The 24,947-nt window shown below is 61.3% G+C and carries 20 protein-coding genes and 1 pseudogene; 16 read left to right on the forward strand and 5 right to left on the reverse strand.

The features are described from left to right. From NKI20_RS19535 to NKI20_RS19555, 5 genes are all read left to right on the forward strand, one after another. On the forward strand, positions 1-573 hold a 573-nt coding region (locus NKI20_RS19535), incomplete at its 5' end, for an HAD-IC family P-type ATPase (RefSeq protein WP_352833208.1). Beyond that, on the forward strand, positions 573-1,502 hold the full coding sequence (gene ccoS / locus NKI20_RS19540) for a cbb3-type cytochrome oxidase assembly protein CcoS (RefSeq protein ID WP_352833211.1): 930 nt from the start codon (positions 573-575) through the stop codon (positions 1,500-1,502). The genes NKI20_RS19535 and ccoS, both read left to right, overlap by 1 nt. A gap of 220 nt (positions 1,503-1,722) precedes the next feature. Next, a complete protein-coding gene (locus NKI20_RS19545) occupies positions 1,723-1,923 on the forward strand; it encodes a hypothetical protein (RefSeq protein WP_352833214.1) in 201 nt (66 codons plus the stop codon). Then, positions 1,923-3,104: a 5-demethoxyubiquinol-8 5-hydroxylase UbiM gene (gene ubiM, locus NKI20_RS19550; protein ID WP_352833217.1), complete on the forward strand. Its 1,182-nt coding sequence runs from the start codon at positions 1,923-1,925 to the stop codon at positions 3,102-3,104. The genes NKI20_RS19545 and ubiM overlap by 1 nt, the downstream gene beginning before the upstream one ends. A gap of 293 nt (positions 3,105-3,397) precedes the next feature. Next, on the forward strand, positions 3,398-5,308 hold the full coding sequence (locus tag NKI20_RS19555) for a putative bifunctional diguanylate cyclase/phosphodiesterase (protein WP_352833220.1): 1,911 nt from the start codon (positions 3,398-3,400) through the stop codon (positions 5,306-5,308). 95 nt (positions 5,309-5,403) lie between these two features. On the opposite strand, the gene NKI20_RS19560 is transcribed toward NKI20_RS19555, so the two are convergent. Further along, positions 5,404-5,685, reverse strand: a complete 282-nt coding sequence (locus tag NKI20_RS19560) for a DNA -binding domain-containing protein (protein ID WP_081731037.1) — start codon at positions 5,683-5,685, stop codon at positions 5,404-5,406. Between the two features lie 104 nt (positions 5,686-5,789). On the opposite strand from NKI20_RS19560, the gene NKI20_RS19565 reads away from it, so the two are divergent. The 8 genes from NKI20_RS19565 (at position 5,790) to rlxS (ending at position 12,648) form a co-directional block, all read left to right on the forward strand. Continuing rightward, the gene (locus NKI20_RS19565; protein WP_352833223.1) at positions 5,790-6,023 is read left to right on the forward strand and encodes a helix-turn-helix domain-containing protein; all 234 of its coding nucleotides are present in this window, start codon (positions 5,790-5,792) and stop codon (positions 6,021-6,023) included. A gap of 539 nt (positions 6,024-6,562) precedes the next feature. Next, entirely contained in the window at positions 6,563-7,525 is a 963-nt protein-coding gene (locus tag NKI20_RS19570; protein WP_352833226.1) for an ArdC family protein, read from the forward strand. Positions 7,526-7,809: 284 nt separating this feature from the next. Next, a complete protein-coding gene (locus tag NKI20_RS19575; RefSeq protein WP_352833229.1) occupies positions 7,810-8,106 on the forward strand; it encodes a hypothetical protein in 297 nt (98 codons plus the stop codon). Positions 8,107-8,607: 501 nt separating this feature from the next. Continuing rightward, positions 8,608-8,931, forward strand: a complete 324-nt coding sequence (locus tag NKI20_RS19580; RefSeq protein WP_023735798.1) for a DUF736 domain-containing protein — start codon at positions 8,608-8,610, stop codon at positions 8,929-8,931. 170 nt (positions 8,932-9,101) lie between these two features. Further along, the gene (locus NKI20_RS19585; protein WP_023735797.1) at positions 9,102-9,371 is read left to right on the forward strand and encodes a helix-turn-helix transcriptional regulator; all 270 of its coding nucleotides are present in this window, start codon (positions 9,102-9,104) and stop codon (positions 9,369-9,371) included. Beyond that, positions 9,368-9,916: a S26 family signal peptidase gene (locus tag NKI20_RS19590; RefSeq protein ID WP_352734910.1), complete on the forward strand. Its 549-nt coding sequence runs from the start codon at positions 9,368-9,370 to the stop codon at positions 9,914-9,916. The genes NKI20_RS19585 and NKI20_RS19590 overlap by 4 nt, the downstream gene beginning before the upstream one ends. Before the next feature lie 22 nt (positions 9,917-9,938). Beyond that, positions 9,939-10,490 (forward strand): lytic transglycosylase domain-containing protein, encoded by a 552-nt coding sequence (locus NKI20_RS19595; RefSeq protein ID WP_352833233.1) that lies wholly within the window; start codon positions 9,939-9,941, stop codon positions 10,488-10,490. 187 nt (positions 10,491-10,677) lie between these two features. Next, on the forward strand, positions 10,678-12,648 hold the full coding sequence (rlxS, locus tag NKI20_RS19600) for a relaxase/mobilization nuclease RlxS (RefSeq protein WP_352833236.1): 1,971 nt from the start codon (positions 10,678-10,680) through the stop codon (positions 12,646-12,648). Between the two features lie 757 nt (positions 12,649-13,405). Here the strand turns inward: rlxS and NKI20_RS19605 are convergent. Next, complete coding sequence (locus NKI20_RS19605) at positions 13,406-15,052, reverse strand: MFS transporter (protein WP_352833239.1); 1,647 nt, start codon at positions 15,050-15,052, stop codon at positions 13,406-13,408. Positions 15,053-15,599: 547 nt separating this feature from the next. Then, positions 15,600-16,745 carry a trans-sulfuration enzyme family protein gene (locus NKI20_RS19610; RefSeq protein ID WP_352833242.1) on the reverse strand — a complete coding sequence of 382 codons (1,146 nt, stop codon included), beginning with the start codon at positions 16,743-16,745 and terminating at the stop codon, positions 15,600-15,602. 89 nt (positions 16,746-16,834) lie between these two features. Between NKI20_RS19610 and NKI20_RS19615 the strand changes: the two genes are divergently transcribed. The 3 genes and pseudogenes from NKI20_RS19615 to NKI20_RS19625 form a co-directional block, all read left to right on the forward strand. Next, positions 16,835-17,479, forward strand: a complete 645-nt coding sequence (locus NKI20_RS19615; protein WP_352833245.1) for a helix-turn-helix domain-containing protein — start codon at positions 16,835-16,837, stop codon at positions 17,477-17,479. A gap of 16 nt (positions 17,480-17,495) precedes the next feature. Next, positions 17,496-18,173, forward strand: coding sequence for an IS21-like element helper ATPase IstB (gene istB / locus NKI20_RS19620; protein ID WP_352833248.1), 678 nt, complete (start codon positions 17,496-17,498; stop codon positions 18,171-18,173). A gap of 509 nt (positions 18,174-18,682) precedes the next feature. Next, positions 18,683-19,352, forward strand: a pseudogene (locus NKI20_RS19625) (transposase); the annotation flags it as partial. Positions 19,353-19,537: 185 nt separating this feature from the next. Here the strand turns inward: NKI20_RS19625 and NKI20_RS19630 are convergent. Both NKI20_RS19630 and NKI20_RS19635 read right to left on the reverse strand, forming a co-directional pair. After that, positions 19,538-21,601 (reverse strand): carbamoyltransferase family protein, encoded by a 2,064-nt coding sequence (locus NKI20_RS19630; RefSeq protein ID WP_352833329.1) that lies wholly within the window; start codon positions 21,599-21,601, stop codon positions 19,538-19,540. A gap of 1,134 nt (positions 21,602-22,735) precedes the next feature. After that, positions 22,736-24,946 (reverse strand): xanthine dehydrogenase family protein molybdopterin-binding subunit, encoded by a 2,211-nt coding sequence (locus NKI20_RS19635; protein ID WP_352833251.1) that lies wholly within the window; start codon positions 24,944-24,946, stop codon positions 22,736-22,738. Position 24,947 lies beyond the last annotated feature (1 nt).

Genomic DNA, 24,947 nt, shown 5'->3' on the forward strand with positions numbered 1-24,947 from the left:
GCAGCGATCGAGCGATTGAAGGATGCCGGGGTGTCGGTGCGGATGCTGTCGGGGGATACGGCGGCCGCCTGCGGCGAAGTCTCGAAGATGCTGGGGATCGACGACTTCGTTCCGTGCTTGCTGCCATCCGGCAAGGTCGAATGCATCGAGACCCTGGCAAGAGAGGGACTGCGGGTTCTGATGGTTGGCGACGGCCTCAACGACACGCCTGCACTGAGCGCCGCGCATGTGTCGATCGCGCCGGCCACCGCGGCCGACATCGGCCGCAATGCCGCCGATTTCGTATTCCTGCGTGAAAGCCTTGCGGCAGTGCCTCTCGCGCTGGACGTCTCGCGCAAGGCGGGGAGCCTGATCCGCCAGAACATCGCGATCGCGATTGTCTACAATGCCGTTGCCGTGCCGATCGCCATTCTGGGCCATGTTACGCCTCTTATCGCCGCGGTCGCGATGTCAGCCTCGTCATTGCTCGTGATTGGAAATGCCATGCGTCTGCAAGGCTTCGCAACGTGTGCGTCGTCCGCAATTGCGCGGCAAGACAGGCCCGCGCGGGCCGGCGCCTTGGCCAAATCGTAATGACGACGCTCGTCTACCTCATCCCCGTAGCCCTATTCCTTGGCGCACTCGGCCTGTCCGGCTTCCTTTGGGCGTTGAGAAGCGGCCAGTACGAGGGTCTCGATGGCGCGGCGGAGCGCATTCTCATCGACAGCGACGACGGCGCGGAGAATGCCACTCGCTCCAAGTGCCCCAGATCAAAGCGCCGCGGGTCGGGATGCCCTATCGTCGTCCGAGGAAAAATCAGGAGGGTGAGGATGCAAGCCGAATCCATAATGACAAAGCCAGTCATCACAACGGATGCGAACGCAACAATCGCCGAAGCGGTCGAGCTCATGCTTTCAAACAAAGTCAGCTGCCTGCCGATAACGAACAGCGACGGCACCCTGGTTGGCATTGTAAGCAAAAGCGACTTCTTGCGCCGAGAGGAACTCGGAACCCAGCGTGTGCGTCCGCGCTGGCTGGAGCTTGATCTTGGCCCGGGCACAACCGCCCATGACTATGTGCGCTCGAACGGACGGATCATCCATCAGGTGATGAGCCCACAGGTCATCTCGGCGCCTCCTGGCGCCTCGATTGCAGATGTTGTCGACCTGATGATGCAACACCGCATCAACAATGTCCCGATTGTCGATCGGGAAAGGGTCGTCGGCATCATCACGCGAACTGATTTGCTGCTTGTCCTGATCCGCGCCATGTCAAAACAGGGCACTACGCCACCCGATGACGACCTGATCCGCAAGGCTATCCTTGCCGAGCTGCAGGGACAAACCTGGAGCGGTGGTGACTTGATCGATGTGAGGGTCAGCGACGGCGTTGTCGAACTGAAGGGGACGATTGTCGACGAGCGTCAACGGAAGGCAGCGATCGTTGCGGCTGAGAAGGTTGCCGGCGTCGGGCAAGTCAAGGACGGCCTCCTCCTCAGTACGGATCCGTTCTCGGTGAACTGAACCGGTTGGCGGCGCCAACGACTGTGCGGATGCTGGTCGTCAGTCGACCGAATCTTTGCTGGCGATTGCCCGCGTTATGACGATATCGGCGCGCGTGCGAAGAACGGATCAGCCACAATACGTTGCCGAACCTTTGGGTAGGAGGGGCACGCGATTGGGAAGCCGACCATTCAGAATGCCTAGACATGCAGACGTTTTCGCGGCAATCGACCACTCGACCGTGAACCCGCTGTTGCCGGGTTTGTCGAGCCTGGTTGATCCAGATCAGCGTTATCTCTTCAACGGCGTGGTTTCATTGACCCGTCTTCTGAACGGAGAACGCATGTCTATCGACGCTGGGGAGATGAGCGGCAAACCGTGGGTGATTGCGATGCTTCAAGAGCGCTTCGTATCGCAGATAGCCGCTATGGCGGCACGCTGATGGCCGGCTCTGTGGAAACATTCGACATCATTGTCGTCGGAGCTGGGCCGGTCGGGCTTGCCTTCGCAGCATCGCTCGCCCGGAGCCAACTTAAGGTGGCAGTGGTTGAACGACAGTCGCTCGACAGCCTGGCGAATCCGGCTTTCGACGGTCGCGAGATCGCGCTGACCCACGCATCAGTGAGAATCCTGCGCGAGCTCGGCGCCTGGGATGCCATCCCCGCATCGGACAAATCACCGCTTCATGGCGCGCGCGTGCTCAACGGATCGAGCCCTTTCGCCCTGTGCTTCGATGCTCTCAGCCGATCTGGGGAACCACTCGGATTTCTGGTCCCAAATTGTCGGATCCGCGATGCCCTGTTCAAAATTGTCTACTTCCAGGACCATGCCCGGCTGCTGTGCGGCAACTCGGTCGTCAATGCAACAAATAGCGAAGACGAGGCGGTCATAACGCTTTCTGATGGCAGGCAATTGGCCGCTCGGCTGCTCGTCGCAGCGGATTCGCGTTTGTCCGCGATGCGCGACCTGCTCGGCATTGGCGCCAACATCCATCCGCTTGGCCACTCCATGCTGATTTGCCGAGTGAGGCACGAGCGCTTCCATCACCAGATCGCGGTCGAATGGTTCGACCACCATCAGACCATCGCGATGTTGCCGCTCATGGGAGGCGTGTCGTCGCTGCTTCTGACTTTGCGCTCAAGTGAGGCCGACAGACTGTTTGCTCTCGATGACGAATTGTTCCTCATGGAATTGATGAACCGGTGTCGAGGACGTCTCGGAGAGATGACCCTGGCAAGCACCCGCCATGCCTATCCGCTGGTCACGACCTGGGCGCACAAGTTCTCGGCTCCGAGTGCGGCACTGATCGGCGATGCTGCCATCGGCATGCACCCGGTGACCGCGCATGGCTTCAACATCGGCCTCAGCGGCCAGAAGCAACTCGCTCATAAAATACTGACAGCATGTCGCGCCCGCCGCGACATTGCCGATCCCGACATGCTCGGCAGATACGAAAGCCGGCTGCGGCTGTCGGCGGGGCCGCTCTATCATGCCACCAACATGCTTGTCGGTCTCTACTCAAGCGAGCACCCGGCGGCACGGCTTGCAAGACATGCTGCGCTCCGCTTTGCCCAACATCTTCCCTTTGTCCGCCATGGCATTTCGGCCATGCTCAGGCGGTGAATCGCACAGAGCGCTGCCGCTCTGGAGCGCTGTCTCGGCGCGGCTTCCTTGTCTTGCTGGCGCGCGGCGTCGCGGGCAAGGCTGCTTCCTGGTGACGTTGCCGATCATGGCATGATTCGGATCAAGGCACGCGCGCGGGCGAAGCCTTGATGATTCGGCAATGCTAAGCCAAAGGTGTGACCCGAAGCATGGTGAGCGCACTGGTTACCCTCGCTGGGTAGTTAACCCGTCCTTCAGTGGGCTTGCATAGGTGTGGTCCTCGCGAACAACGACGCAAGCAAGCTGGTCCATTCATGGCACCCCAAAAGGAAGAAGAATCGCTGGAGGCCAAAATCCGTCAGGATCAGCTTGCTGACCTGAGGGCCGGGCTCTTCGTGTCGATGCCGATAAGCGCGATCCTGTCAGGCCTGATTTGCGCGGTGCAGGCCCTTTCTGGCGGCGGCTTTGCCGCTGCAAGCTGGTTCCTGGTCGTCAATGCGCTAAATGCCGCCCGGCTTGCACTCGCCCGTTTTCAGCTAAAGGAAACGGGGCGCCATCAGGATTTGCTTGGCGTTTTGCCGCGCCTTCGCATGTTTGGCGTCCTTGCCCTTCTGGTAGGGTTTGCCTGGTCCTTCCCGGCCGTCCTGACTGTTGGATACACAACACCACAAGCACCGATGCATCTGGTCATACTGGCGGGCATTTCAGCTGGTGCGGTTACATATGGCAGTTCGTATGCCGCGGCGGCGACCAGCTTCATCACACCTCCACTCCTCATCACGGTCGCGTGCCTTTTGGCGAAAGGCAATTTTGAACGCTACATTCTGGCTTTCACCGTTCTGCTCTTCATGGGCGGCTTGGTCCGAGCTTCGTTTGTTGGGCAGGCGCGCTTCCGCGAAGCAAGCCGCCTGAGACATGAGGCAGAGCGATTTGCGTCGGAAATGGAGCGCAACTCCAAGGAGGACCATCTGACCGCCCTTCTCAACAGGCGGGGCCTCGAACACGCCATCGGTCGGTTCAAGACCGCGGATGGCCCCTTCGTGGCAATGCTGATTGATCTGGACGGCTTTAAAACTGTCAACGACACCTACGGTCACAGGACCGGTGATGAACTGCTTGTCATGATCGCCCGCCGCATAGAGCAGGAAGCACCCGAAGGCTCAACGCTCGCTCGTATCGGCGGCGATGAATTCGTGCTGGTTTTTCCCTCAACGAGAGCTTCGCTTTCTGCCAGTGATCTCGCCTCCAATATCATAGCCAAAATTGCTCGCCCCTATATCGAGGTCGCGTCCGTGCGGGTCGGGGCATCGATAGGGATATACTTGGCGCAGACGCCGAGCCTGACTGAAATGTTGTTGCGGGCGGATATCGCCCTGTATACGGCCAAGCGCCATGGCAGGAACGAATTTTGCCTGTTCGATGCCGAACTCGACAGGGAACTGCAACGTCGCCAGTCCATCGAACGGGATCTTCATTCGGCGATAAAGACGGGACAATTGCAACCTTGGTTCCAGCCGATCGTGAAACTCGAAACCGAGACCGTGGTCGGTTTTGAAGCCTTGCTGAGATGGTGCCATCCGACGCATGGTGCCATCTCTCCACCCGAAATCATCACGGCCGCACGCGAAACCGGAATGCTTCAGCTGCTGACGCAAACCGTATTCGCCGACTGTTGTGCTTTTATCGACGGCTTGGTGAAGGCTGACTGTCGTAACATTCGTGTGGCGATGAATGTTTCCCCTCGCGAACTGGAAGCCGGCGATATCGACGACATGGTTCTGCATGGTCTGGCGGCAAGAGGCCTGCCTGCGACGATGTTCGAAATCGAGATTACCGAAGAATCGCCGGTGGACCCGGACAGAGTGGATGAAAAGCTCGGACGGCTTTCACATGCCGGTATTTCCATCGCGCTCGATGACTTCGGCACCGGCTTTTCTACCTTGGCATCTCTCAAGGACCGTCGGATACGCAAGGTGAAAATAGACCAGGGCTTCATTCGCGGCTTGGCCAAGTCCCGAGAGGACCGACTGCTTGTCAAATCGGTCATCGAACTCGGTGAGATGCTCGGGATCGAGGTCATGGCCGAGGGCGTCGAAACAGAGGCGGATCGGCAAACCCTGCACAAGCCTGGCTGCCGAACCGCTCAGGGCTTCCTCTTCTCCAAGGCTGTGCCTTTGATGCAAGCACTGGAAATGGCAGTCAAACAGCACGCGAACCAGTTGTGACCGCTCCCGCCGCGCCGGCTGTCGCGGCCGTGCGCTGCCGAATTTGGCTACAGAGACTTGCCTGCTCGAAACACCGTGGCAGTGGGCGCTGTGCATCAGCCGGCGAACAGTTCCTTGTAGCCGGTCGTCACCATCCAGTTCGCACGGTCGATATGGCTGCGAAGAGCTTTGCGGGCGCGGACCGGGTCAATGGACGGGTCGATGCCGAGAATGCGCTCGGCCATCTCCTTTTCGCTGGCATTGTCGGCGCAGGCATCCAGGATCCGCAGGTAGATCGTGAAATGCTCCCTGTCGTAGCTCGTGAGGTTCTCCGACCAGGGGACTTCATCGCTCAAAGTTGAGCTTCGAGTCTCATCTGTTCCCATTGGTCCATTCATGCCTGCGAACCTCGCCTGTGAGCGCACGCAGTCTATCCCAAAATGGGATAATCCGAAACCGGGATTAGTCGCTGATCCGGTCTTTACCCGACCGGTTCGCCTCCATGCCCAAATCCCTTCGATCGCCCCGCCACCAGCGGTTTCTGGCCCAGCTGCTTTCGCTGCGCAAGGCCAAAGGCCTGACCCAGGAGCAGCTGGCTGACAAGCTTGGTCGTCCCCAATCCTTCGTGGCCAAGTACGAGGGCGCAGAGCGGCGTCTCGACGTCATCGAGTTTCTCGACATAACTGCGGCCCTTGACGCTGATCCGTGCGAGATTCTGTCCAGCCTCCGGTCCTAGCGGGCGCGCCGCATCTATCATGATCCGGACAGGAATATTGTCTGGGACAATGCCTCAATTTGTTGAAAGGCGAGCGCTGGTTTTCGGAGGAAGCCGCGCGCACGGCGGCGGTGCCTTTGGGTTCTCGACGTAACTGCGCCGCCTGACCATGTGCGAAAAAACTTGGCGCGCGCCCGCGCGCCTGACGACGCGCACCAGGTGCTCGTGAACCGAGCCCGCTTTTCTTCGGCAAGCTCAGGCGGTCTCGGCCATTCGGCTTCGCCCCTTGGCGTGGGCAGCCCTTCGGGCTGTGACGGCCGCCGCCCTTGCGGGCGGCGCGGTTTGTCTGTTGGCCTTTCCCGGCGGCGCGGGGTGGGCGGCACTCCCTTCTAGACCCGCCGCGGCAGCCCGCAACCCTTCGCGTGCCGCTCAGGGTCCTCCTCTTCGTTCCGGTCCTTCGGATGCGGTCCGCCTACCACGGCGGGCCTTTCCGGTCGCGACTCGCCGCCCACCCCGCTTCCGGGGAAAGGCGCGGCGATTGGTGAGCGGAGGATGAAACGATGCATGCAAACAGCAAGCGTACCACCAGCGGAGAGGCTGGCGCAGACAAGGGCAGGCGCCCGGGCGCCAGCCTCTATCAGGAGATCACCGACCGCATCATTGCCGAGCTGGAGCGCGGCACCGTGCCATGGGTCAAGCCATGGGGCAGCGCAAAAGCAGGCCTTGGCCTGCCGAGGAATGCGTCCACGGGGCGCAGCTATTCCGGCATCAATATCCTCATCCTGTGGGGCGCCGTCATCGAGCGCAGCTATCCCAGCCAGAATTGGCTGACCTTCCGGCAGGCGCTTGCGCTGGGCGGCAATGTCAGGAAAGGCGAGCGCGGCACGACCATCGTGCATGCCGACCGCTTTGTCCCCAAGGACGAGAGGGAGCGCGCACGCCACGAGGGCGATGCACCACAGGCCGTGCCTTTTCTGAAGCGCTTCACCGTCTTCAATGTCGCGCAGTGCGACAATCTTCCGGAACCCCTCCATGCCCCCGCCGAGCCGCTGCCTCAGTGCGAGATCGTGCCGCAGGCCGAGACGCTCATTCGCGCCAGCGGTGCGGATTTCAGGGTCGGCGGCGATCGCGCTTTCTACATGCCGGGCAGCGACCACATTCAGGTGCCGCCGCAGCCAGCGTTCCGTCAGCAGATCGACTATTACCGGACCTGCTTTCACGAGCTTGGCCACTGGACCGGCCACCCGACGCGGCTTGCTCGCGACCTCTCCGGCTCCTTCGGCTCCAAGGCTTACGCGCGTGAAGAATTGGTCGCCGAAATCACTGCCGCCTTCGTCTGCAGCAATCTCAGCATCGAGCCGACCGTGCGTCACGCCGATTACATCGGCTCATGGCTGAAGGTGCTGCGCGAGGACAACCGCGCTATATTCCGTGCCGCCAGCCTCGCTTCGAAGGCCGCCGATTTCCTGCTTGGCCTTCAGGCCGATGCCGAAGGCGAGGCGCAAGAAGGGATTGCGGCATGACGATGCCCGATGCTCGAGCCGACGCCGGATAGCGAGGAGATGCCCATTCCCCGACGGCGCCCGGGACTCACCCGCCCCGATGCAGAACTATGCCGATCTGCATCGCCAAGGTGCGCCCCGGGTCGCAGCGCGCAGCCAACGAGACAGTGACTGCCAGCCTTGCCGGCTGCAAGGCTGACGCCGCATTCGGCAAATGCGGCACAAGCTGTTGGCCTGCCCGGTGGTGGCCAGCGGCAATCGCGACCCCTTGCTGCCGCCGGCATGTTCGCGCGCAAGGTGGGCGCTTGGCGACGACAATTCGTGCGCGTCGTCGGCATATGGCGGCAACCGGACAATGGCGTTTCGATCGCTTGCGCGACAAGGAAATCGCCGATTCGATGCTCGCCGAAATCGGCGGCAAGAACATCGAGAAGCCGCCTCAGCTTGAGGCCTGGCTGCCGCGCTGGATCAAATTCCCGGCCGAAAGCTACCCAGCCGCGAGGCCTTCCTATTCGCCGATCTGTGCGCAAGGAAGCAGTCGCTGTTCGTGCGCGAATAGTCGATCAGGGTCCGAGCGGCGTTTTCTCGAGTGCTGCCGCTAAGGACGCGCGCGCCGCTCCGGGCCGCGCCGGCTCCGATTGATCGTCTTGCCGAGCCAGTGCCGCGTGCGATAAATTCCAACGCCAATTCGCCCCCATTTCGGCAGCCCGCACCGCCCCGGATTGCTAGCTGAGGCGCCAGGCGCATGGGGCCAATTGTACATCCGGTTGCCGAGAGAGCCCGCGCCGCCGGCCCCCTGCATAGTGCCGCATGCTTATTGTGCCCCCGATCGCGCAACCGGTCTCCATTGTGTCTCCGGGACCATTCCCCTGCGCCTGGCTTGACGACCTATGGGCGGATCCGGCCCGCCCGAAACCCTCGCCGGCAGCTTTTTTCCCCGCCGCCTGCGGCGGCTTCCTCGCGCCGCTTCGCTTCAAAAAAACTCCCCGCTCGGGTCCTCCGCTATCGCTGCGGCCGTGCCGGTTCCGGCGGTCCGGACGCGCCCATCACGGTCCGCCATCGCAGGGGAATGGTCCCCTGCGAGCACCAAGAGGAGACTGAAAATGACCGCAATCGGATACGTCACCAAACAGGAAAACGGCGGCTACAAGGGCCAGCTCAAGACGCTCAGCGTCCGCGCCGACATCGACATCGTGCCCAATCAGGCAAAGAGCGCCGACACCCATCCGGACTACCGGGTGCTGACGCAAGGGGTCGAAGTGGGTGCGGCCTGGATCCGCACCGGCGAGACCTCCGGCAAGGACTATGTGAGCCTGTCGATTGCGGCCCCCGAGTTTGGCCCGCGCAAGCTCTACGCCAATCTGGGCCGCGCCGCCGGCCAGGATGACGACGACACTTACGCCATCATCTGGAACCCGGTCGACTGACCGGCCGACCCGCAAAGCCCTGCGCCGCCAACCGGCGCAGGGCCTCTCCCAGGACCCGTGAGGCCGCCGAAGGGGGAGGCGAAAACTCGCCCCCCACTCTTCGCCCGTCCCCAAAACGATCTCGCTCGCCGATCCTCGCCTCGCTTGCCCGTAACGAAACGAGGATCATCATGGACGACGAAAACGAACGCGCAGCCCGCGCCAAGAAGGGCAGTCCGTTTCTCAACACCGCGCAGGCGGCCTTCTATATCGGGCTGTCCCAGCGCACGCTGGAGAAGATGCGCCTCAAAGGCGGTGGCCCACAATTCCGCAAGCACGGCCGCTATGTCCGCTATCACATCGACGAACTCGACGACTGGTCGAAGGGGCACGCGCAGGAGACCGCGCCCGAGGATGGCGCGCACGAATCCGGCTCGGCCGGTGAGGGAGGCCGCTCATGAGCCGGCGTCCCACCATCCGTCTGATCGGCAGCCATCTGCGGCGCATTCGAGCCCGCAAGACGATCGTCGTTGCCACAATCGGCCTTGGCCTGATCGGCTTCGCCGCCTTCGGCAAACCATCGCCCTGGCTGGTCTGGAACGCCTCGGCGAGTGCGCCGGTCGGCCTCTATCGCGTCGCATCCGGATCGCCCGCTCGTGGTGATCTCGTACTCGTCCGCCCACCAAGACCGGTCGCCGATCTCGCCGCCGAACGCTTCTATCTGCCCAGCAACGTGCCGTTGGTCAAGCGCCTTGCGGCGCTGCCCGGCGAGCATGTCTGCACCTTCGGCGACGCCATCATCATCGGCGGCGAGATAGCCGCGCGCCGGCTTGCAACCGACACGCAGCACCGTCCGCTGCCTTGGTGGAATGCATGCCGAAAACTCGCCGCCGACGAGGTTTTCCTGCTCGGCAGCGATAAAGATCGCTCGTTCGACAGCCGCTATTTCGGGCCGGTGCCGACCGAAAACATCATCGGGAGGCTCGTGCCGCTATGGACCGAGTGACCCTCCTTATGCTGAGCATGGCGTGTCTCGCACCATGCTCCTGTTCCGCCGCGACCAACACGAAGCCGGTCGTCCCGAAAGCCGGGGGCAGACGACGCTCAAGGGGCGGCCGGTCACGTCGAGCGCCGGCGCCATTGGCCTCATGCAGGTGATGCCAGCCACCTACGAGGAGTTGCGCACAGAGCTTGGCCTGGGAGCCGCCCCGCACGACCCTCGCGACAACATTCTGGCAGGCACTGCCTATCTGCGCGCCATGTATGACCGCTTCGGATTTCCAGGCCTGTTTGCAGCCTATAACGCCGGGCCGGAGCGCTACGAGCAGCATTTGCAGCGCGGGCGACCGCTGCCTAGCGAGACGGTTTCGTATCTGGAAGAGATCAAGGCGGCGGGCATTTCGGCCGCCGATATGGACGCGCTCACCGGCAAATCCCGTTCCAAAAGCGCGCCGGAAATCCCGTCCGGGCAGTCGCTGTTTTTTCTCCGAAACGGTGTTTCCGTGACCGGCCCGAATGGCCAACTCCTGGTGCCGCTCGGATCGGAGCGAGCAAGGTCAGGCCGGCCGGATCGCAGGTGAGGGCAGCGGCTACCGTGGTTCGGGCGGGGGCCAGGGGGGCAGGTGCGCGGAAGGCAAGATAAAGGCAGCGCCTCCTGGAGGCGGCCAAGTGTTTGTCTGCACATCGTTTTCCCAGGAGGTTGCCTCCGGGTCCAGGAGGGTCTGGCGCGCAAGCCTCTGAAATTGCTGCTCGTTCATCGGAGGCCGCATGCAGGATGACGAATTCACGCCGAAGCTCGGCAAAATTGGCTGGCGCGGCTCGAAGGCGGGCAAACGCTACGCTGGCCAGGTGCAGGCCGCGGTCAACCGAGCAGGCGGCAGGAGCGGACGCGGCAGCCGCTTCATCGGAAGCCGGGTGGGGCGCGGCGGGGCTGCTGCCACAGTTCTTAGAGCGCGCGACCGCCACGCGGCGTTTCGGCAGCGGCGCGCAGTCGTGAAGGCACGCATCGTCAAGCTGGCCGGCAAGGGAGTCGACGGGGCTCGTGCGCACCTCCGCTACCTCCAGCGCGACGGCGTCACCCGGGAAGGCGAGCGTGGCGAGCTCTATGCTGCCGACAATGACCACGCGGACGGCAGGGCCTTTCTCGATCGCTCGAACGGTGACCGTCATCAGTTCCGCTTCATCGTCGCCCCTGAAGACGGAATCGAGTATGATGACCTGAAGCCGCTCACCCGGCGCCTCATGGCGCAAATGGAAGAAGACCTCGGCACCAGGCTAGACTGGGTGGCCGTCGACCATTTCAACACCGGCCATCCTCACACCCACATCATCGTGCGCGGCAGGGATGATCACGGCGAAAACCTCGTCATAGCGCGGGACTACATCTCCTCTGGCTTGCGCGAGCGCGCAGCCGAACTGGTTAGCCTCGACCTTGGCCCGCGCACCGACCGCGAGATCGAGCAGCGCTTGCGCCAGGAGATGGATCAGGAACGCTTCACCAGCATCGACCGGCAGCTGATGCGCATGCGCGACGATGAGGGGTGTGTCTCACCGGCCAGCCGAGACACCTTTCGCCAGACGCTGCACCAGGGCCGCCTGCGCAAGCTCGAGCGGATGGGCCTCGCCGAGGAGACGCCTGCCGGGCGCTGGCGCTTGGAGGATGAGCTCGAAGCCACGCTACGCCGCATCGGTGCGCGCGGCGACATCGTCAAGACCATCCATCGCGAGCTGACCGGCAAGGGGCTCGTCCGCAGTGCCGCCGACCATCTTATCCACGATCGATGCGACGGGTCGGCTCAAACCGTGGTCGGACGTGTCGTCGGGCGCGGGCTGGCCGACGAAATCACTGACCGCCATTACCTCGTCGTCGACGGCGTGGACGGCAAAAGCCACTATTTTGATATCGGCAAAGGCGAGGCCACCCAACCGACACCAGAGGGCTGCATAGTGCGGGTCAGGCCGAGGGACACCGGGCCAAGAAAAGTCGACCGCACAATTGCCGGCATCGCCACGGTCAACGACGGGCGCTACAGCATCGATATCCATCTCAAGCATGACCCCTCGGCCACCGAACGCTTTGCCGAAACGCACGTGCGGCGACTGGAGGCGATCCGCCGTGCGACCGGTGGCGTCGAGCGCGAGCCGGACGGCACATGGACAGTCGCGCCCGACCATCTCAACCGCGTCGCGGATTACGAGCGTCAGCGAGCGAGGGCCCAGCCTGTTGTCGTCGACAAGCTCTCATCAATGCCGCTGGAGAGCCAAGTAGGCTTCGACGGCGCCACCTGGATCGACCAGGAGCTGGTATCAGCCCACCCTGAGTCCTTGCGCGACTCTGGCTTCGGTCGCGAAGTACGTCAGGTCCAGGCCCGCCGACAGCAGTGGCTGATCGCGCAAGGTCTTGCCCATGATGCGCAGGATCGGGTCATCTATCGCGCCAACATGCTTTCGATGCTGCGCCAACGAGAGCTGAACCGTGTTGCCAGTCAGCTCTCGGACGAACTCGGGCTCTCGTATTCTGAAGCGCGGCATGGCAATCGAATAGACGGTACGCTGCGCTGCTGCGTCGAGCTCGCCGGCGGAAAATACGGTGTCATCGAGAAATCGCGCGAGTTCACGCTGGTGCCTTGGCGGTCGGTGCTTGAGCATCATATCGGCAAGGAGGTGTCTGGCGTGGTGCGCGCCGAGGGGATTTCCTGGACGATCGGACGCCAGAGGAGCGGGCCCGGCGTTTCGTGAACTGGCTATAATTTATTTGTCCGCGTTGAAACACATACTCAGCCCAGACGGAGTTCCTCCGCCTGCTGCTTGCTCGCAGCATTCATTTGGCGGAGAGTCTGTGTTCTGCATTTTGTAGTTCGCTCTGTCAAAAAGCGCTGGGAATATGCATCATGTTCTGCGTTGACACGGAAGGCGCGCCGACAGGTGCTGCGGATTGGCTCCCGATGGCTGCCAGCTAGAAAGGTGGGCTGACTCGTGACAGCGCAAGGGGCGCTGGCGGCCGCGATACGGCGAAGCGAGCTCTGGCATCGAGGATGAAGCCGCACTTCCCGATCTTATTCTACTCGCAGGACCGGCAGACGCGGCCGTCGCCCCTGCGGGCAACCATGCGGTTGGCCCTGGCGTGAACTGGCAGTCCGTCCCGGGGGGACTTTGTAACGGAGAAAACTAGGCGGAAAGAGGCGCGCGGCCCCTCTCCCCAGCAACCCGCCTTGCGGATTCCTCCTCTGCCCGCTTCGCAGACGGGGATACCCTCCGCCCCCTTGCTATTCGTTGCCCGCCGCTATGCAAAGGACAGGCGACCTGAATCCGTGCTCAAGCCGATCTGGCGGCAGAGAGGGGGGTCTCGGGCTGAACATGGGACCCGTGATGGACATAATTGCCACGCGAATCCTCATGCTCGCCTAAGCGGCCGGAACGATTTGCAATCCGGGCAGGCTCAACAAATTAAGGAGTAGCTCGTTCCGTGTCCAAGCCCAGACAAGTCTTGGTTTTCTCACGGGCGCGATACAAAAGGCACAGGCTGGACTTGGCTGCCGGGGGCGGGGCTTGTCGACCGCTCGATTGAAAGTGAGATGCGAGGCGGAGACTCACCCATGTGCAGAGCGGCAAGGCGCTCGCCTATGTCCCTGTCATTCACCGTTAGTCGATGGTTTAGACGAAGATAGTCCGTCCATGTCGGCGTGCGGAATGTCTCGGTCCAAAGCGTCGACTTCTGAAGGTCGCGCTGGAGGGTCCAGTCCCGCGCACCGGCGCGGCTCTGAACGCGCCGCCTTTCGCGCATGCAGCTCAGAAATTCATCGATACTCTCCTCGAGTATCGAGTACTCCATCTTGATCACGATCGGACCGCTCCTGGGCTTCAAAGGGAGGGCCAGTTCTGGTGGCCTGAAGTCGACGGCCGCTTGATCCGATTCCTCCCATAGCCGCACCGGCAATAGCTTTCCCACAGCCGCGACCAGCAACAGTGCCGCTGCAGCACCTTCCAAAGCCCACGTCAGCGAATAGTACTGCGCGACAGCACCCCAGATCCAGCTACCCGCTGCCATGCCGCCGTAGGTCAGGGCGTAATAGATGGACAGGGTGCGACCAACGACCCACCTTGGGCTTGCCAACTGCACACACACGTCGGTTCCGGTCCAGGTGACAACCCAGCCAGCGCCACCGATTGCAAGCGCGATCGCCGCCACAGCCACCGACGATGTGAGGGCCATCAAAAGGCAGCACGTTGCGCAAGCAACGGATGCGAGCGTGATCAATCGGTTCTGGGACGTGATGCGTCTCAAGTAGCTGCTGCCAATGCCGGCGATGAAGGCGCCTGTGCCGAAGCCGGCCAATAGCACGCCGTACACAATTGGCCCTCCCGCCAGCTGGTCGCGAACCAGGAGGGGGAGCAAAGCAAGGATCGAGATGCTTGACAGCCCGAACAGGGTTGCACGCACGATCGCCACTCTGATCTCTGAGGATATCGCCGTGAATCGCATGCCATCATGAATGGCCGTAGTCATCCGCTCGCGCGGAAGAGGCGAAGAGCGAACTTGCCACTGTGAGCGCAGAACAGCGCTCAACGGGACCAGGTCACTTAGCGCAGCGAGGGCGAAAGCCGTAAGGGGGCCCAGCAAAGCTAAGATTACACCGCCCAGCGCCGGTCCTATGCTGCGAACCACGTTGTACCCCACCGACATCAGCGTCACTGCAGCGGGTATGTCGCGCTTTTCCAGGATATCGCCGACCGAGGCGTGCCAGGCTGGATCGTTCAAGGCAAAGCCGCATCCGGCCAAGAAACTCAGTCCCAGGATCAGCCATGGACTAGCAAAGCCCAGTCCCACAGAGAGTGCCAGCGCCGTGGATGCCAGTGCGATCAGGCAGTGTCCGGCAAGCATCACGCCACGGCGGCTGAAGCTGTCTGCAATGGCTCCAGCAAGGATCGACAAGAAGAACGCGGGCAGTGTCGATGCAGCCTGTACGAGCGCAACCATCAGATCGGAGGCTGAAATCGTGGCCATGAGCCAGCTTATAGCCACGCTCTGCACCAGCCAGCCAAGGCTGGATATCTGCGTGGCTGTCCAGATAGAACGAAAGACCGGGTTGTGAAGAGGGATCAGTGTGTTTGCCGCAAAGCGCGGAGGATCTTGACGCCGCATCACTTCTCGCCTCCACTGGGTGTCGTTCTTCCGCTGATTTTGCTTACAGCGGTGCGCTCTCTGCACAGACTGCGTCACAACGAAGTTCCGAGATCGCGCTCGCAACAAGGACAATGTCGCATCCACGGTGCTGATGCGCGTTGAGGTACTAACCTGGCCGTCAGCTGATGGGTCCCGCAGCCCGCTTGGTGCGGTCAGTTCTGCCCTGCGACTCTTGGCTTTGGACGGTGCTAGCGCCCCGATGGCCGGCTTGTCAAACTGCCGTAGTGCCAGCACATCCATCCCATCTGTTGACCGCGATCTCCGACGAGGTCGAGCAGCAGTAGGTCAACGGCAAATCTGGGTATTTCCGCTTCCGGTCGAGCGCGTCGCCATCGTCCAGAAACCCGAAGACGTTCATCACCCATGGGACCACGCGCCCGAGACGATGCGACACGGCGATAGCGGTTCACCAGAGGACGTGCGTTCTACTCAGCAGGAACATTGTTCTGCCGATCGTCGGCTGCGCCAGCCGCCACGTAAAGCGGCGCCAGAGTTCTTGCACCCGTCATTGGACTCCCGCTTTGCAGGTTTCGCCTAGGGCCTGCATTAGGTCATCGATAATGTCCTGAGCATGTTCAAGCCCTACAGAAATTCGCAGCAATCCGCCTGGCGCTTTGGACTTCGCACCTTCAACGGATGCGCGATGCTCTATCAGAGAATGCGTCCCGCCAAGGCTTGTCGCCCGGACAACAATCTTCAGGCGGCCGGCCACGGCCATTGCAGCATCGGCTCCGCCCTCGACGATAAAGGATAGCATCGCTCCGTAATGGCTCATTTGCCGCGTAGCAAGATCGTGTCCCGGATCAGTTTGCAGACCAGGAAAGAGCACTTTTTCGACGCGCGGATGAGACGCCAGGGCCTCGGCCACTTTCTGGGCGCCTTCGCAATGGGCGCGCATGCGGACCGGCAATGTCTGCAGGCCCCGCAATGCCAGCCAACAGTCGAAGGGCGCTGCGACGCTGCCCTTGTGTTTCTGGACCATCCGCAATGGGCGACCCAGGGGTGACGCGTTTGGGACAATGACGACACCGGCCATCAAATCCGAGTGGCCGCCAATGTACTTTGTCGCCGAGTGCATCACTGCGTCTGCCCCGATTTCGAGTGGCAGTTGAAGCACTGGGGTGGCCCACGTATTGTCCACCACCGCCAAGGCGTCTGCCTCGTGCGCGATTGCGCAGATGGCCGCAATGTCGACAACGCGGATCATCGGGTTTGACGGCGTCTCGATCCAGACGAGGCCAGTCCGCTTCGATGTCACCGCGGCGCGCAAAGCGTCCAAATCGCGCATGTCGACTGGGGCAAAGTCGAAGCGAGCCCCAATGTCGGTCTCTTCGATCAGCGAACGAATGCCGAAATACATGTCATCCGGCAGAACGATCCGACCCGCCGACGGATGGCTCTCGAAAACTGCAGCGATCGCGGCCATGCCCGAAGCGAAGGCGATGCCGTCTTCCCCTCCCTCAAGCGTCGCCATGGCCGCCTCGAACGCATTGCGTGTAGGATTTCCATCCCTTGTGTATTCGAAGCCGGACGGAAATGACCCGTTGACACCGCGTTCGAACGTCGTGCTGGTGTGCAGCGGCATGGATACGGCCCCCGTGGACGCGTCGACCCCTCGGCCGCAGTGGATCGCCTTCGTCTCAAAACGCATCGGTTATTTCCTTCCTAACGGGCAGTTGCAATTTCGCCCCGGTCATTATACTGACCGCAATAGGTGAGCCGAGGTCCTAAGTCAATATAATGACCGATGTTACGACAGCGATGGGTTCCGAGCAGGTGCTTGGCAAAGCGATAGCTGTTCGAATCCGAGACTTGAGGCGCGACCAAAATCTGACCCTGGATCGCCTGGCAAAACTGAGCGGCTTGTCCAAGGGAACCGTCGTCTCGCTGGAGCAAGGCAAGGCGAACCCTAGTATCGGCATACTTTGCCGACTGGCGGCGGCGTTTTCGCTCTCCGTGGCCGATTTGCTGAATGACGATCCTTCCACAGTTCGCCTTCCTATTGAGCGGACGGAGACGAGGACGCTTTGGACAAGCGCCAAGGGAAGCTTTGCACAACTTCATTCATCGACCTCGGGGCGCACGATGTTCGAATTGTGGAGCTGGGTCATTATGCCGGGCGACGTGTTTTCCGCAGATGCTCATAGTCCGGATACGCGCGAGTTGATCTCGGTCAGTCAGGGTGCCCTGAGCGTTGTGGTAGGTACCCATGTGGTCATTTTAAGCGAAGGCGAGAGTGCGCGGCTTGTCACCGACCAACCGCACTCATACGCGGCGGCATCTGATGTGCCCGCCCACTTCTCGATGGCCGTCCTTGAGCGTGGTGGACAGCGAGATGCGGGGCGCTCGTCGACGGCAACCAAGATGCCTGGGCCCGCTCCGTAAGATTTTGCTGATCACTATGCGCGGCGCCTATGACGAGGTCATGGCGACCGGCATCAAGCGCCAGCACGAGCCGCCGAAGATCGTCGGTGATCTGCTGTCGGCCGAGATCGCCGAGAAGCAGGCCCGCTCCATCAAATACCAGCTCACTGTCGCCAAGTTGCCGATCGCCAAGGACATCGATGAGTTCGACTTCGACGGCACGCCGGTCAATGAGGTGCTGGTCCGGGACCTTGCCAACGGCACCTTCGTCGCCGATCAGCGCAACGCCGTGCTCATCGGCGGCACCGGAACCGGCAAGTCGCATCTGGCAATCGCCATTGCTCGGGCCCTGATCCGCAACGGCTCACGTGGCCGCTTCTTCAACGTCGTCGATCTCGTCAACCGGCTCGAGACCGAGCACCGCGGCGGCAAGCAGGGCCGTATCGCCGATTACCTCACCCGGCTCGACTTCGTCGTGCTCGATGAACTCGGCTATCTCCCGTTCGCGCAGGCCGGCGGGCAATTGCTCTTCCACCTGATCAGCAGGCTCTACGAACGGACCTCGATCATCGTCACCACCAACCTGGCGTTCGGCGAATGGCCCGCCGTCTTCGGCGACGCCAAGATGACGACGGCGCTGCTCGACCGTCTCACCCATCATTGCGAGATCATCGAGACCGGAAACGAATCCTGGCGCTTCAAGAACCGCGCCTGATCACCCCATCAACTGCCAAGCCCTATCCGCGCTCGCCCGGGCTGCGCAACCCTGACCAGCTCCGCCCGGGCGAACGCTGACCGCTGCGCACTACATCAGGGGGGTCAAAATTGGACGCCGATCGGGGGTCAGTTTTGGAAGCCGTTTGACACAATGGCTACCCGGGCCCGACCGGGAGATGCGGGCGGGACTGTGGAACTGCGGAGACGGAGCGGATCGGCATGGAGCCGTGACCGCTTGCGGTCTGGCTCTGGAACGAGTTAACGAAGCGCGGACTTCCGATCGTGTCAAGCGCCGCCCTCTCGATGATGCCGAACAAATCGGGCCGCCACGAGCGGCGGGCCTTGCTCAGATCGGACGGACCGGATGGTTCGCATCAAGAGCCACGGCACCTGTGTCGTGCGGGTGCTGCTGTCGGCACGCGACCTTCTCGTCAGCCTAGTAGGCAAAATCGAGAACAGATGCCTGGGCTTCTTAAGGCCTTCGGCGTCATACTCGGCAAGAAGATCGATGCCCAGGTGATCCTGCACATGCTCAGGATCCAGGCGACGCAGGTCTACCATGATCCGCTGCGAGCCGGCATCAACGACGTGCAGGAACTGTCGAAGACACATGAAGCGATCGCCAGGGCCAAGACCGAGATCCAGCACCGCATCCTGACACACTACCTGCCGCTGTATTTTCCCGAGATCGATCGCTTCCGGGGGAACAGCCGCAGCGATTGGTTCTTTGCCTTCCTCCATGCCTTTCCGACCCCAGCAAGCATCACGGCGCTGACGAAGGAGGAGTTTGTGGCAGCAGCTTGGGATGTCGTCGGCCGCAAGGTCAGCAAGACACAGATTGTGATGGATGTTCGAGACGGCGCGCCCATCGATCGGATTGCCGCTGCCACTTGATGCGCCTGCCATTCGCATGTTCCGGATGGTCATTGACGAAGCACGCAGCCTGATCCGGCAACGCAATGAGATCGAAGCACAGGCCGACGATCTGCTGCGGCACAGCCAGGATTATCAGCTCCTGAGACAAATCCCGGGCATCGGACCGATCAAGGCATTGACCGTCATTGCCGAAGTCGGCGATCCTCGCCGCTTAGGTCATCATCGCCAGTTACTAAAGTTCTGCGGGCTGGACCTCTCGACACAGAAGTCCGGTCAATATCGAGGCCAGACCCGCCTTTCCAACCCAGTCTCCCCGGTTCGGTCCGAATGGACAACCTCCCGAAAACTCACAGCAAGCACACGACCCATTCAATAGCATTCCTAAGCATACTGACCAGGGCGACCTCGACCCCCCTAATCACAGCGGTGAGCTCGCAGGCGGGGTCGATGAACACTATTGATGGCCGAGCTTGAGCGGCATCTCTATCACATTGATAGCCTATTAGGCTGGTCCGGCGTTTGATCGGACCCATGATCCATCCGAGCAGCTTGTGAGGGATGCAGCCGAACCAGGCGCTGCTCCCACAGTCTTCGCAGGTCCTCCATCAGAGCTTCATGCTCAGCCTGATCCGGCGCAATTATATTGAGGTGATCGCTTAACACGGCTTCGCCCTCAATCCGCATCAGCAGATTAAACAGGTCGTTTGAAATTCGCACACTGTCGATGCTGGAGTGGTTCGGAATAATCTCGCAGACAGTCTCCTGATGATCTCGCGCTGTGTAAGCACGGGTTTGATGGAGGGAGACTGAGGGAGGCAATGAAATCGCAAGCGCAGTCCAATCCTGCAGCGTTGCAGCCCGTTTTTTTACCAGGAAGGGCCCGACCACAAGTCCATCCAGCTCTGTCGTCAAAAATGTGGCAATCGCGTCTGCAACCGTATCCACGATCGGTTCAGCATTGTTGTTAAAGGACGTATTGAGCAGAATTGGAGTGCCTGTCCGCTTCTTGAACGCATTGATGACCTCCCAGTAAGCGGGGTTGGCATCGCGCGATACTGTTTGCAGCCGAGCCGTACCGTCGACGTGCGTAATGGCACCCAACAAGGCGCGCTTTGAGTCACGCACGCGAACGACGAAATTCATGAATGGAAATTCGTGTTTACCGTCCGGGAGGTCGAAAAATTCGCTCGCATCCTCTTCCAGCACAGATGGTGCGAAAGGCCTATAGCCTTCGCGCTTCTTGACCATGGCATTGATCCGGTCCTTGTTTGCAGCGGGCCGAGGGTCGGCAAGAATGCTGCGGTTGCCCAGCGCACGTGGCCCAAACTCCGAACGACCCTGCACCCAGCCGATCACGGCGCCGTTGGTGATCCAGTGGGCTGCACTGCTCGCTACGTCATAAGAGCGTTCAACCTCGAGATGTCCGGACCATGCATTCAGTTCCTGTTCCACGGCGCGGTCGCTCCCGAGATCAGGACCCCAATAGACCTCCTGCAGTCGCTCACGCGGCGCGGGGCGGCCCATCTCGTTAGAGACTATCAGCGCAGCTCCCAATGCGCAGCCAGCGTCGTGAGACGCGGGTTGCACGAAGATGTCTTCGAAAAGCCCTGAATACAGCAGCTTGCCGTTCATCGTGCAGTTGTGGGCTACCCCTCCCGCCAGACACAACCGCTTCATGCCGGTGGCCTCACGGTGGTGCCGGAGAATGTGGAACACGATCCGCTCAAGCGCTTCCTGCAGTGACGCACTCACATCTCGATGCTGCTGGGTGAAAGGCATTCCCTTTCGCCTGATCTCGATGTTGCGGAGCAACGCCGGACCGATGCGGTCGAGGTGAACACGGTAGCCACCGTTGGCGGAGAGCTCGTAGAACTGCTCGAAGAGCTCGCGATAGGGAGCGGGGTCGCCATAGGGCGCGAGTCCCATTACCTTATACTCGTCGAACATGCCGTAGCCGAGACAGCGGATCGTCTCGAGATAAAACAGCCCAAGAGAATTGTCCTCCGGGAAAGCCTCGATTTCCGTAATTTCTGTGCCAGACCCTACCGCCACAAGGCCCGACAGGAAATCACCACAGCCATCAATCGCTAGAATGAGACTTTGTTCGAAGCCCGACATTGCAAAGGCGCTCACGGCGTGCGCCTGATGATGACCTACGAATGAAATACGCGAACTGTCCAACTTAGTGCCGAACTCACGCGCTAACAGGTTCTGCACCAACATTTTAGCATCCAACGGAGTGGAGAGAATGTCCGGTTGGGAAGCGGACATACCTTCAAGCATGGCGTTGGCATAGGGCTCGCTGGCGTAGACCGCGACACGATCAATGTCGCTGAGCTGAACCCCGGCCGTCGAGAGACAGTATTGAATCGAACCACTTGGCAGCTTGTTCGAGTGCTTGATTCGATTGAGGCGTTCCTCTTCTACGGCGGCTATCACCTTTCCGTCTCGGACGAGCACCGCGGCGCCATCGTGCATAAAGGCGTTCGGACGCTCGAATCGGTTTTCATGGACTTGGTCAAGTCCGCCGCTGATTCCTAGGCACAGCATTTCTTTCTCCAAATAGTAACGGGAAGCCAAATTGGCTTACCTCGACTGTTTCCAACTAAATAGGCCGTGTTGTCGCCTGCAGCTGCGACCGCCCGTCAGGCATCAGCGGCATCGAAGAAAGCCTCATAAACGATCAATGAGATGCTTCGACTGTGACGCCTACAGTGCCATCACGCCGAGAGCTTGGCTGGATCATCCAATCCTGAGCGGCTGCTGACATGTATCCGGCGATGTCGTTTTCATCGGCAGAACCAACTTGCGATGCCGCCTGTTCTTGGGAAGGGCGGCCGTCGACGAATAACAGTACCGCCCCCGTGAACTGGCCCGATTTCATTCTCCGAAGCGACCATGGTCGCACCGCCCGACATTGTCGGCCAGTTGCGACTCACTTTCTCGGCACGACCTCCACTGCACGTCAGGGCGCATCGAAGATTTTCTCCTTTGGATTATTCCTAAGGCAGCTTTCGTCACGCGATAGAGCAGCGTGTGATTGGTGCGTGAGGCTCTTTTTTGTCCATGCACGATTCCGGAAGAGTGATGAAATCGATTGTTTTGATCAAAGTCATCCACGCTATGAATAACAGCCGCAGCACATGCGTTTTCAAAGCGCTTCAGGCTTCCCGGATGGCTACTCCGATGTGAAGCGCATGGCATTCCAAGCGCTCTGTCAACCAAACGATGAGTATCGGCGTCGACCCTCATTGCCTTCGTCTTCGCGACTCCGTGACAGCGGCTGGCATTGTGTTTGTAGGGCATCGGGCGAAGATCATGTCGATCGGCCATCTCGCCTGCCTATTGACAAACCCTTGAACAATGATCCACGCACCAGCGCGATTGTGATCACGAGCGCCTCTGAGCTCGGGAGGTTCGGTTTTCTGAGGGATCCTGGGTCTCCGAAGCGATGGAGGTAGCTAGCCTTCCTGGTGCTATACGGTTGTGCTCTTCATGGAGTGGACGCATTTGCGTCTCGAAAGCGGTTCTTCAGTGGAACCGGCGCCAAGGCCCGTCTGTGGTCGTTCAGAACACGGGGTGCCGTCTCCAAACCGGATATTGGAGCGGGCAGCCGCCGGAATTTGACCCATGGAAATGAGCGCCTGTCAGGGTTCGAAAACGGCGCGATTCATCGCGGCTGTTTCATGGTGTCATTCCTGACATGTTCTTTATAATCGGCAGCTTGCGGATAGTCTTGCCCGTCGCCGCCCGTAGCGCGTTGGCGACGGCCGGGCCGATCGGCGGCACACCTGGCTCACCAACTCCCGTGGGCGGCTCCTCGGACGGCACAATGTGCACCTCGACTCGCGGCATCTGCTCGATCCTGAGCGGTGTATAGGTATCGTAGTTCTCTTGGTCTACGACACCGCCATTCAGGGTCAGCTCCTCCTGGAGGATCGCGCCTAGCCCGAAGCCGATACCGCCCTCCATCTGAGCGCGAATCTGGTCAGGATTTATCGCGGTGCCGCAATCTACCGCGCAGACGACGCGGTCGACCTTGAAACCATTTTCATCGTTGAGGGTGATCTCCACCACATCGGCGACATAGGTCGAGAGGCTTTCATGCAGGGCCACGCCGCGGAAACGGCCTTCCGGCAGAGGCTTGTCCCAGCCTGCCTTCTCAGCAGCCACTTTAAGCACGGCGGCATGCCGTGGATGGTGACCGAGCATTGACAAGCGGAAGTCGACCGGATCACGGTTCGCAGCGGCGGCGAGCTCATCGATCAGGGTTTCCACCGCGTAAGCGGTGTGGGTGGAGCCTACCGAACGCCACCACAGCACCGGGATGTTCACGTCCGTGGTGGTCAGCTCGACCTTCAGGTTCGGGATCGCATAGGGCAGGTTGGTGGCGCCCTCTACGGAGGTTGGATCGATGCCGTTCTTGATCATCGCCGCAGAGGTCGAACCGCCCAAGACCGATTGGCCCACGATGTGGTCATGGAGAGCGACGACATTGCCTTTCTTGTCGAGCCCCGCCTTGACTGCGTGCACATAGGCCGGCCGGTACCGCCCACCCCGCATGTCATTCTCGCGGGTCCACTGCACCTTCACTGGCTTGCCGCGTCCCAGTGCACGCGCTGTGGAAACAGCTTCGATAATGACATCTGCATCCAAGACCGCGCGGCGGCCGAAACTGCCGCCGGTCTTCATCACGTGCAGCCTCACCTTGTCCGGCGTGGTGCCGCCTACCTGAGCGGCAGCCGCCTGATAAAGGTCGGGCATCTGGTGTCCGCCCCAGACGTCGATGGTGCCGTCTTCGTTGATTCGGGCGGCCGCGTTGAGTGGCTCGATCGAAGCATGGACAAGATAGGGGAATTCGTAGTGCCCCTCGATGATTTTCTCAGCACTGGCGAACGCTGCGGGAGTGTTACCGTCGTCGCGCGCGGTGGCCGCGCCCAGATCGTCTGCTGCCTTGTTGTATTCGGCCATGATCTCGGCCGTGCCGCGCCCTTCGGCCTTCTCCTCGTTCCAGGTCACCTCCACGAGGTCGCGGCCCTTGAGCGCCGTCCAGGTGTCCCTGCCAACCACGGCAATGCCTCGCGGCGTCTGGACGACATCGACAATGCCGTCGAGTGCCTTGGCCTTGGTTGCGTCGAAGCTCTCGATCTCGGCGCCGAACTTCGGCGGATGGATCATAACGGCCGTCTGGAGTCCCTCCATCATGAGGTCGATCGTGTAGGTCTGCGCGCCGTTGGTCTTGCCGGCGGAATCGTAGCGCTTGAGGCTGTCCGATCCGATCTGGGCCCACTTGTCGCGCGGCTTTAGCGGCACGTCGTCGGGAACCGGCATTCCCGCTGCGGCTTCAGCCAGGTCACCGTAGCGCGCCTGCATCCCTGAGGCGTGCGACACGACCCCGGAAGCGACTTTGATCTCGCCGGCTGGCACATCCCACCGCTGCGCCGCGGCCGCCACCAGCAAGGCCCGTGCGGCAGCACCCGCCTTGCGGTAGCGTTCCCACGACGAGCCCATCGACGTGGAGCCACCAGTTGCCTGTGCGGCCCCGCCCCAGGCGAGATTGCCGTAGAACGCGGTATTGCCATATCCGCCGACCACGTCCACCTGCGCCCAGTCGCCGTCGAGCTCTTCCATAACCAGGGTGGCGATGCCGAAATAGGAGCCTTGTCCCATCTCGAACTGCGAGGAGTGGATGATGATTCGGTTCTCCTTTGTGATCTCGACATAGGTCTGGAACGGGTTCGCCTGAACCTTTGCAGGGGTCGTTTGTGCGATGTCGGGCGCGGCCAGCACTGGCCGGTAGCCCACTGCGAGGCCGCCGGTGGTGACGCCCGCGCCGACGAGGAACCAGCGGCGCGTGGGCCGCACGGCAGTATGCTTCGAGAGAAACTGCGACATG

This window comes from Mesorhizobium sp. M0830 (assembly GCF_040319965.1).
GTDB lineage: Bacteria > Pseudomonadota > Alphaproteobacteria > Rhizobiales > Rhizobiaceae > Mesorhizobium.

Coding starts and splice junctions, on each gene's coding strand:
- NKI20_RS19605 (WP_352833239.1), bottom strand. CDS start 15,052: ATGCGGCGTCAAGATCCTCCGCGCTTTGCGGCAAACACACTGATCCCT.
- NKI20_RS19610 (WP_352833242.1), bottom strand. CDS start 16,745: ATGCGTTTTGAGACGAAGGCGATCCACTGCGGCCGAGGGGTCGACGCG.
- ccoS (WP_352833211.1), top strand. CDS start 573: ATGACGACGCTCGTCTACCTCATCCCCGTAGCCCTATTCCTTGGCGCA.
- NKI20_RS19580 (WP_023735798.1), top strand. CDS start 8,608: ATGACCGCAATCGGATACGTCACCAAACAGGAAAACGGCGGCTACAAG.
- rlxS (WP_352833236.1), top strand. CDS start 10,678: ATGCAGGATGACGAATTCACGCCGAAGCTCGGCAAAATTGGCTGGCGC.
- NKI20_RS19565 (WP_352833223.1), top strand. CDS start 5,790: ATGCCCAAATCCCTTCGATCGCCCCGCCACCAGCGGTTTCTGGCCCAG.
- NKI20_RS19590 (WP_352734910.1), top strand. CDS start 9,368: ATGAGCCGGCGTCCCACCATCCGTCTGATCGGCAGCCATCTGCGGCGC.
- NKI20_RS19615 (WP_352833245.1), top strand. CDS start 16,835: ATGACCGATGTTACGACAGCGATGGGTTCCGAGCAGGTGCTTGGCAAA.
- ubiM (WP_352833217.1), top strand. CDS start 1,923: ATGGCCGGCTCTGTGGAAACATTCGACATCATTGTCGTCGGAGCTGGG.
- istB (WP_352833248.1), top strand. CDS start 17,496: ATGCGCGGCGCCTATGACGAGGTCATGGCGACCGGCATCAAGCGCCAG.
- NKI20_RS19635 (WP_352833251.1), bottom strand. CDS start 24,946: ATGTCGCAGTTTCTCTCGAAGCATACTGCCGTGCGGCCCACGCGCCGC.
- NKI20_RS19585 (WP_023735797.1), top strand. CDS start 9,102: ATGGACGACGAAAACGAACGCGCAGCCCGCGCCAAGAAGGGCAGTCCG.
- NKI20_RS19570 (WP_352833226.1), top strand. CDS start 6,563: ATGCATGCAAACAGCAAGCGTACCACCAGCGGAGAGGCTGGCGCAGAC.
- NKI20_RS19560 (WP_081731037.1), bottom strand. CDS start 5,685: ATGAATGGACCAATGGGAACAGATGAGACTCGAAGCTCAACTTTGAGC.
- NKI20_RS19555 (WP_352833220.1), top strand. CDS start 3,398: ATGGCACCCCAAAAGGAAGAAGAATCGCTGGAGGCCAAAATCCGTCAG.
- NKI20_RS19630 (WP_352833329.1), bottom strand. CDS start 21,601: ATGCTGTGCCTAGGAATCAGCGGCGGACTTGACCAAGTCCATGAAAAC.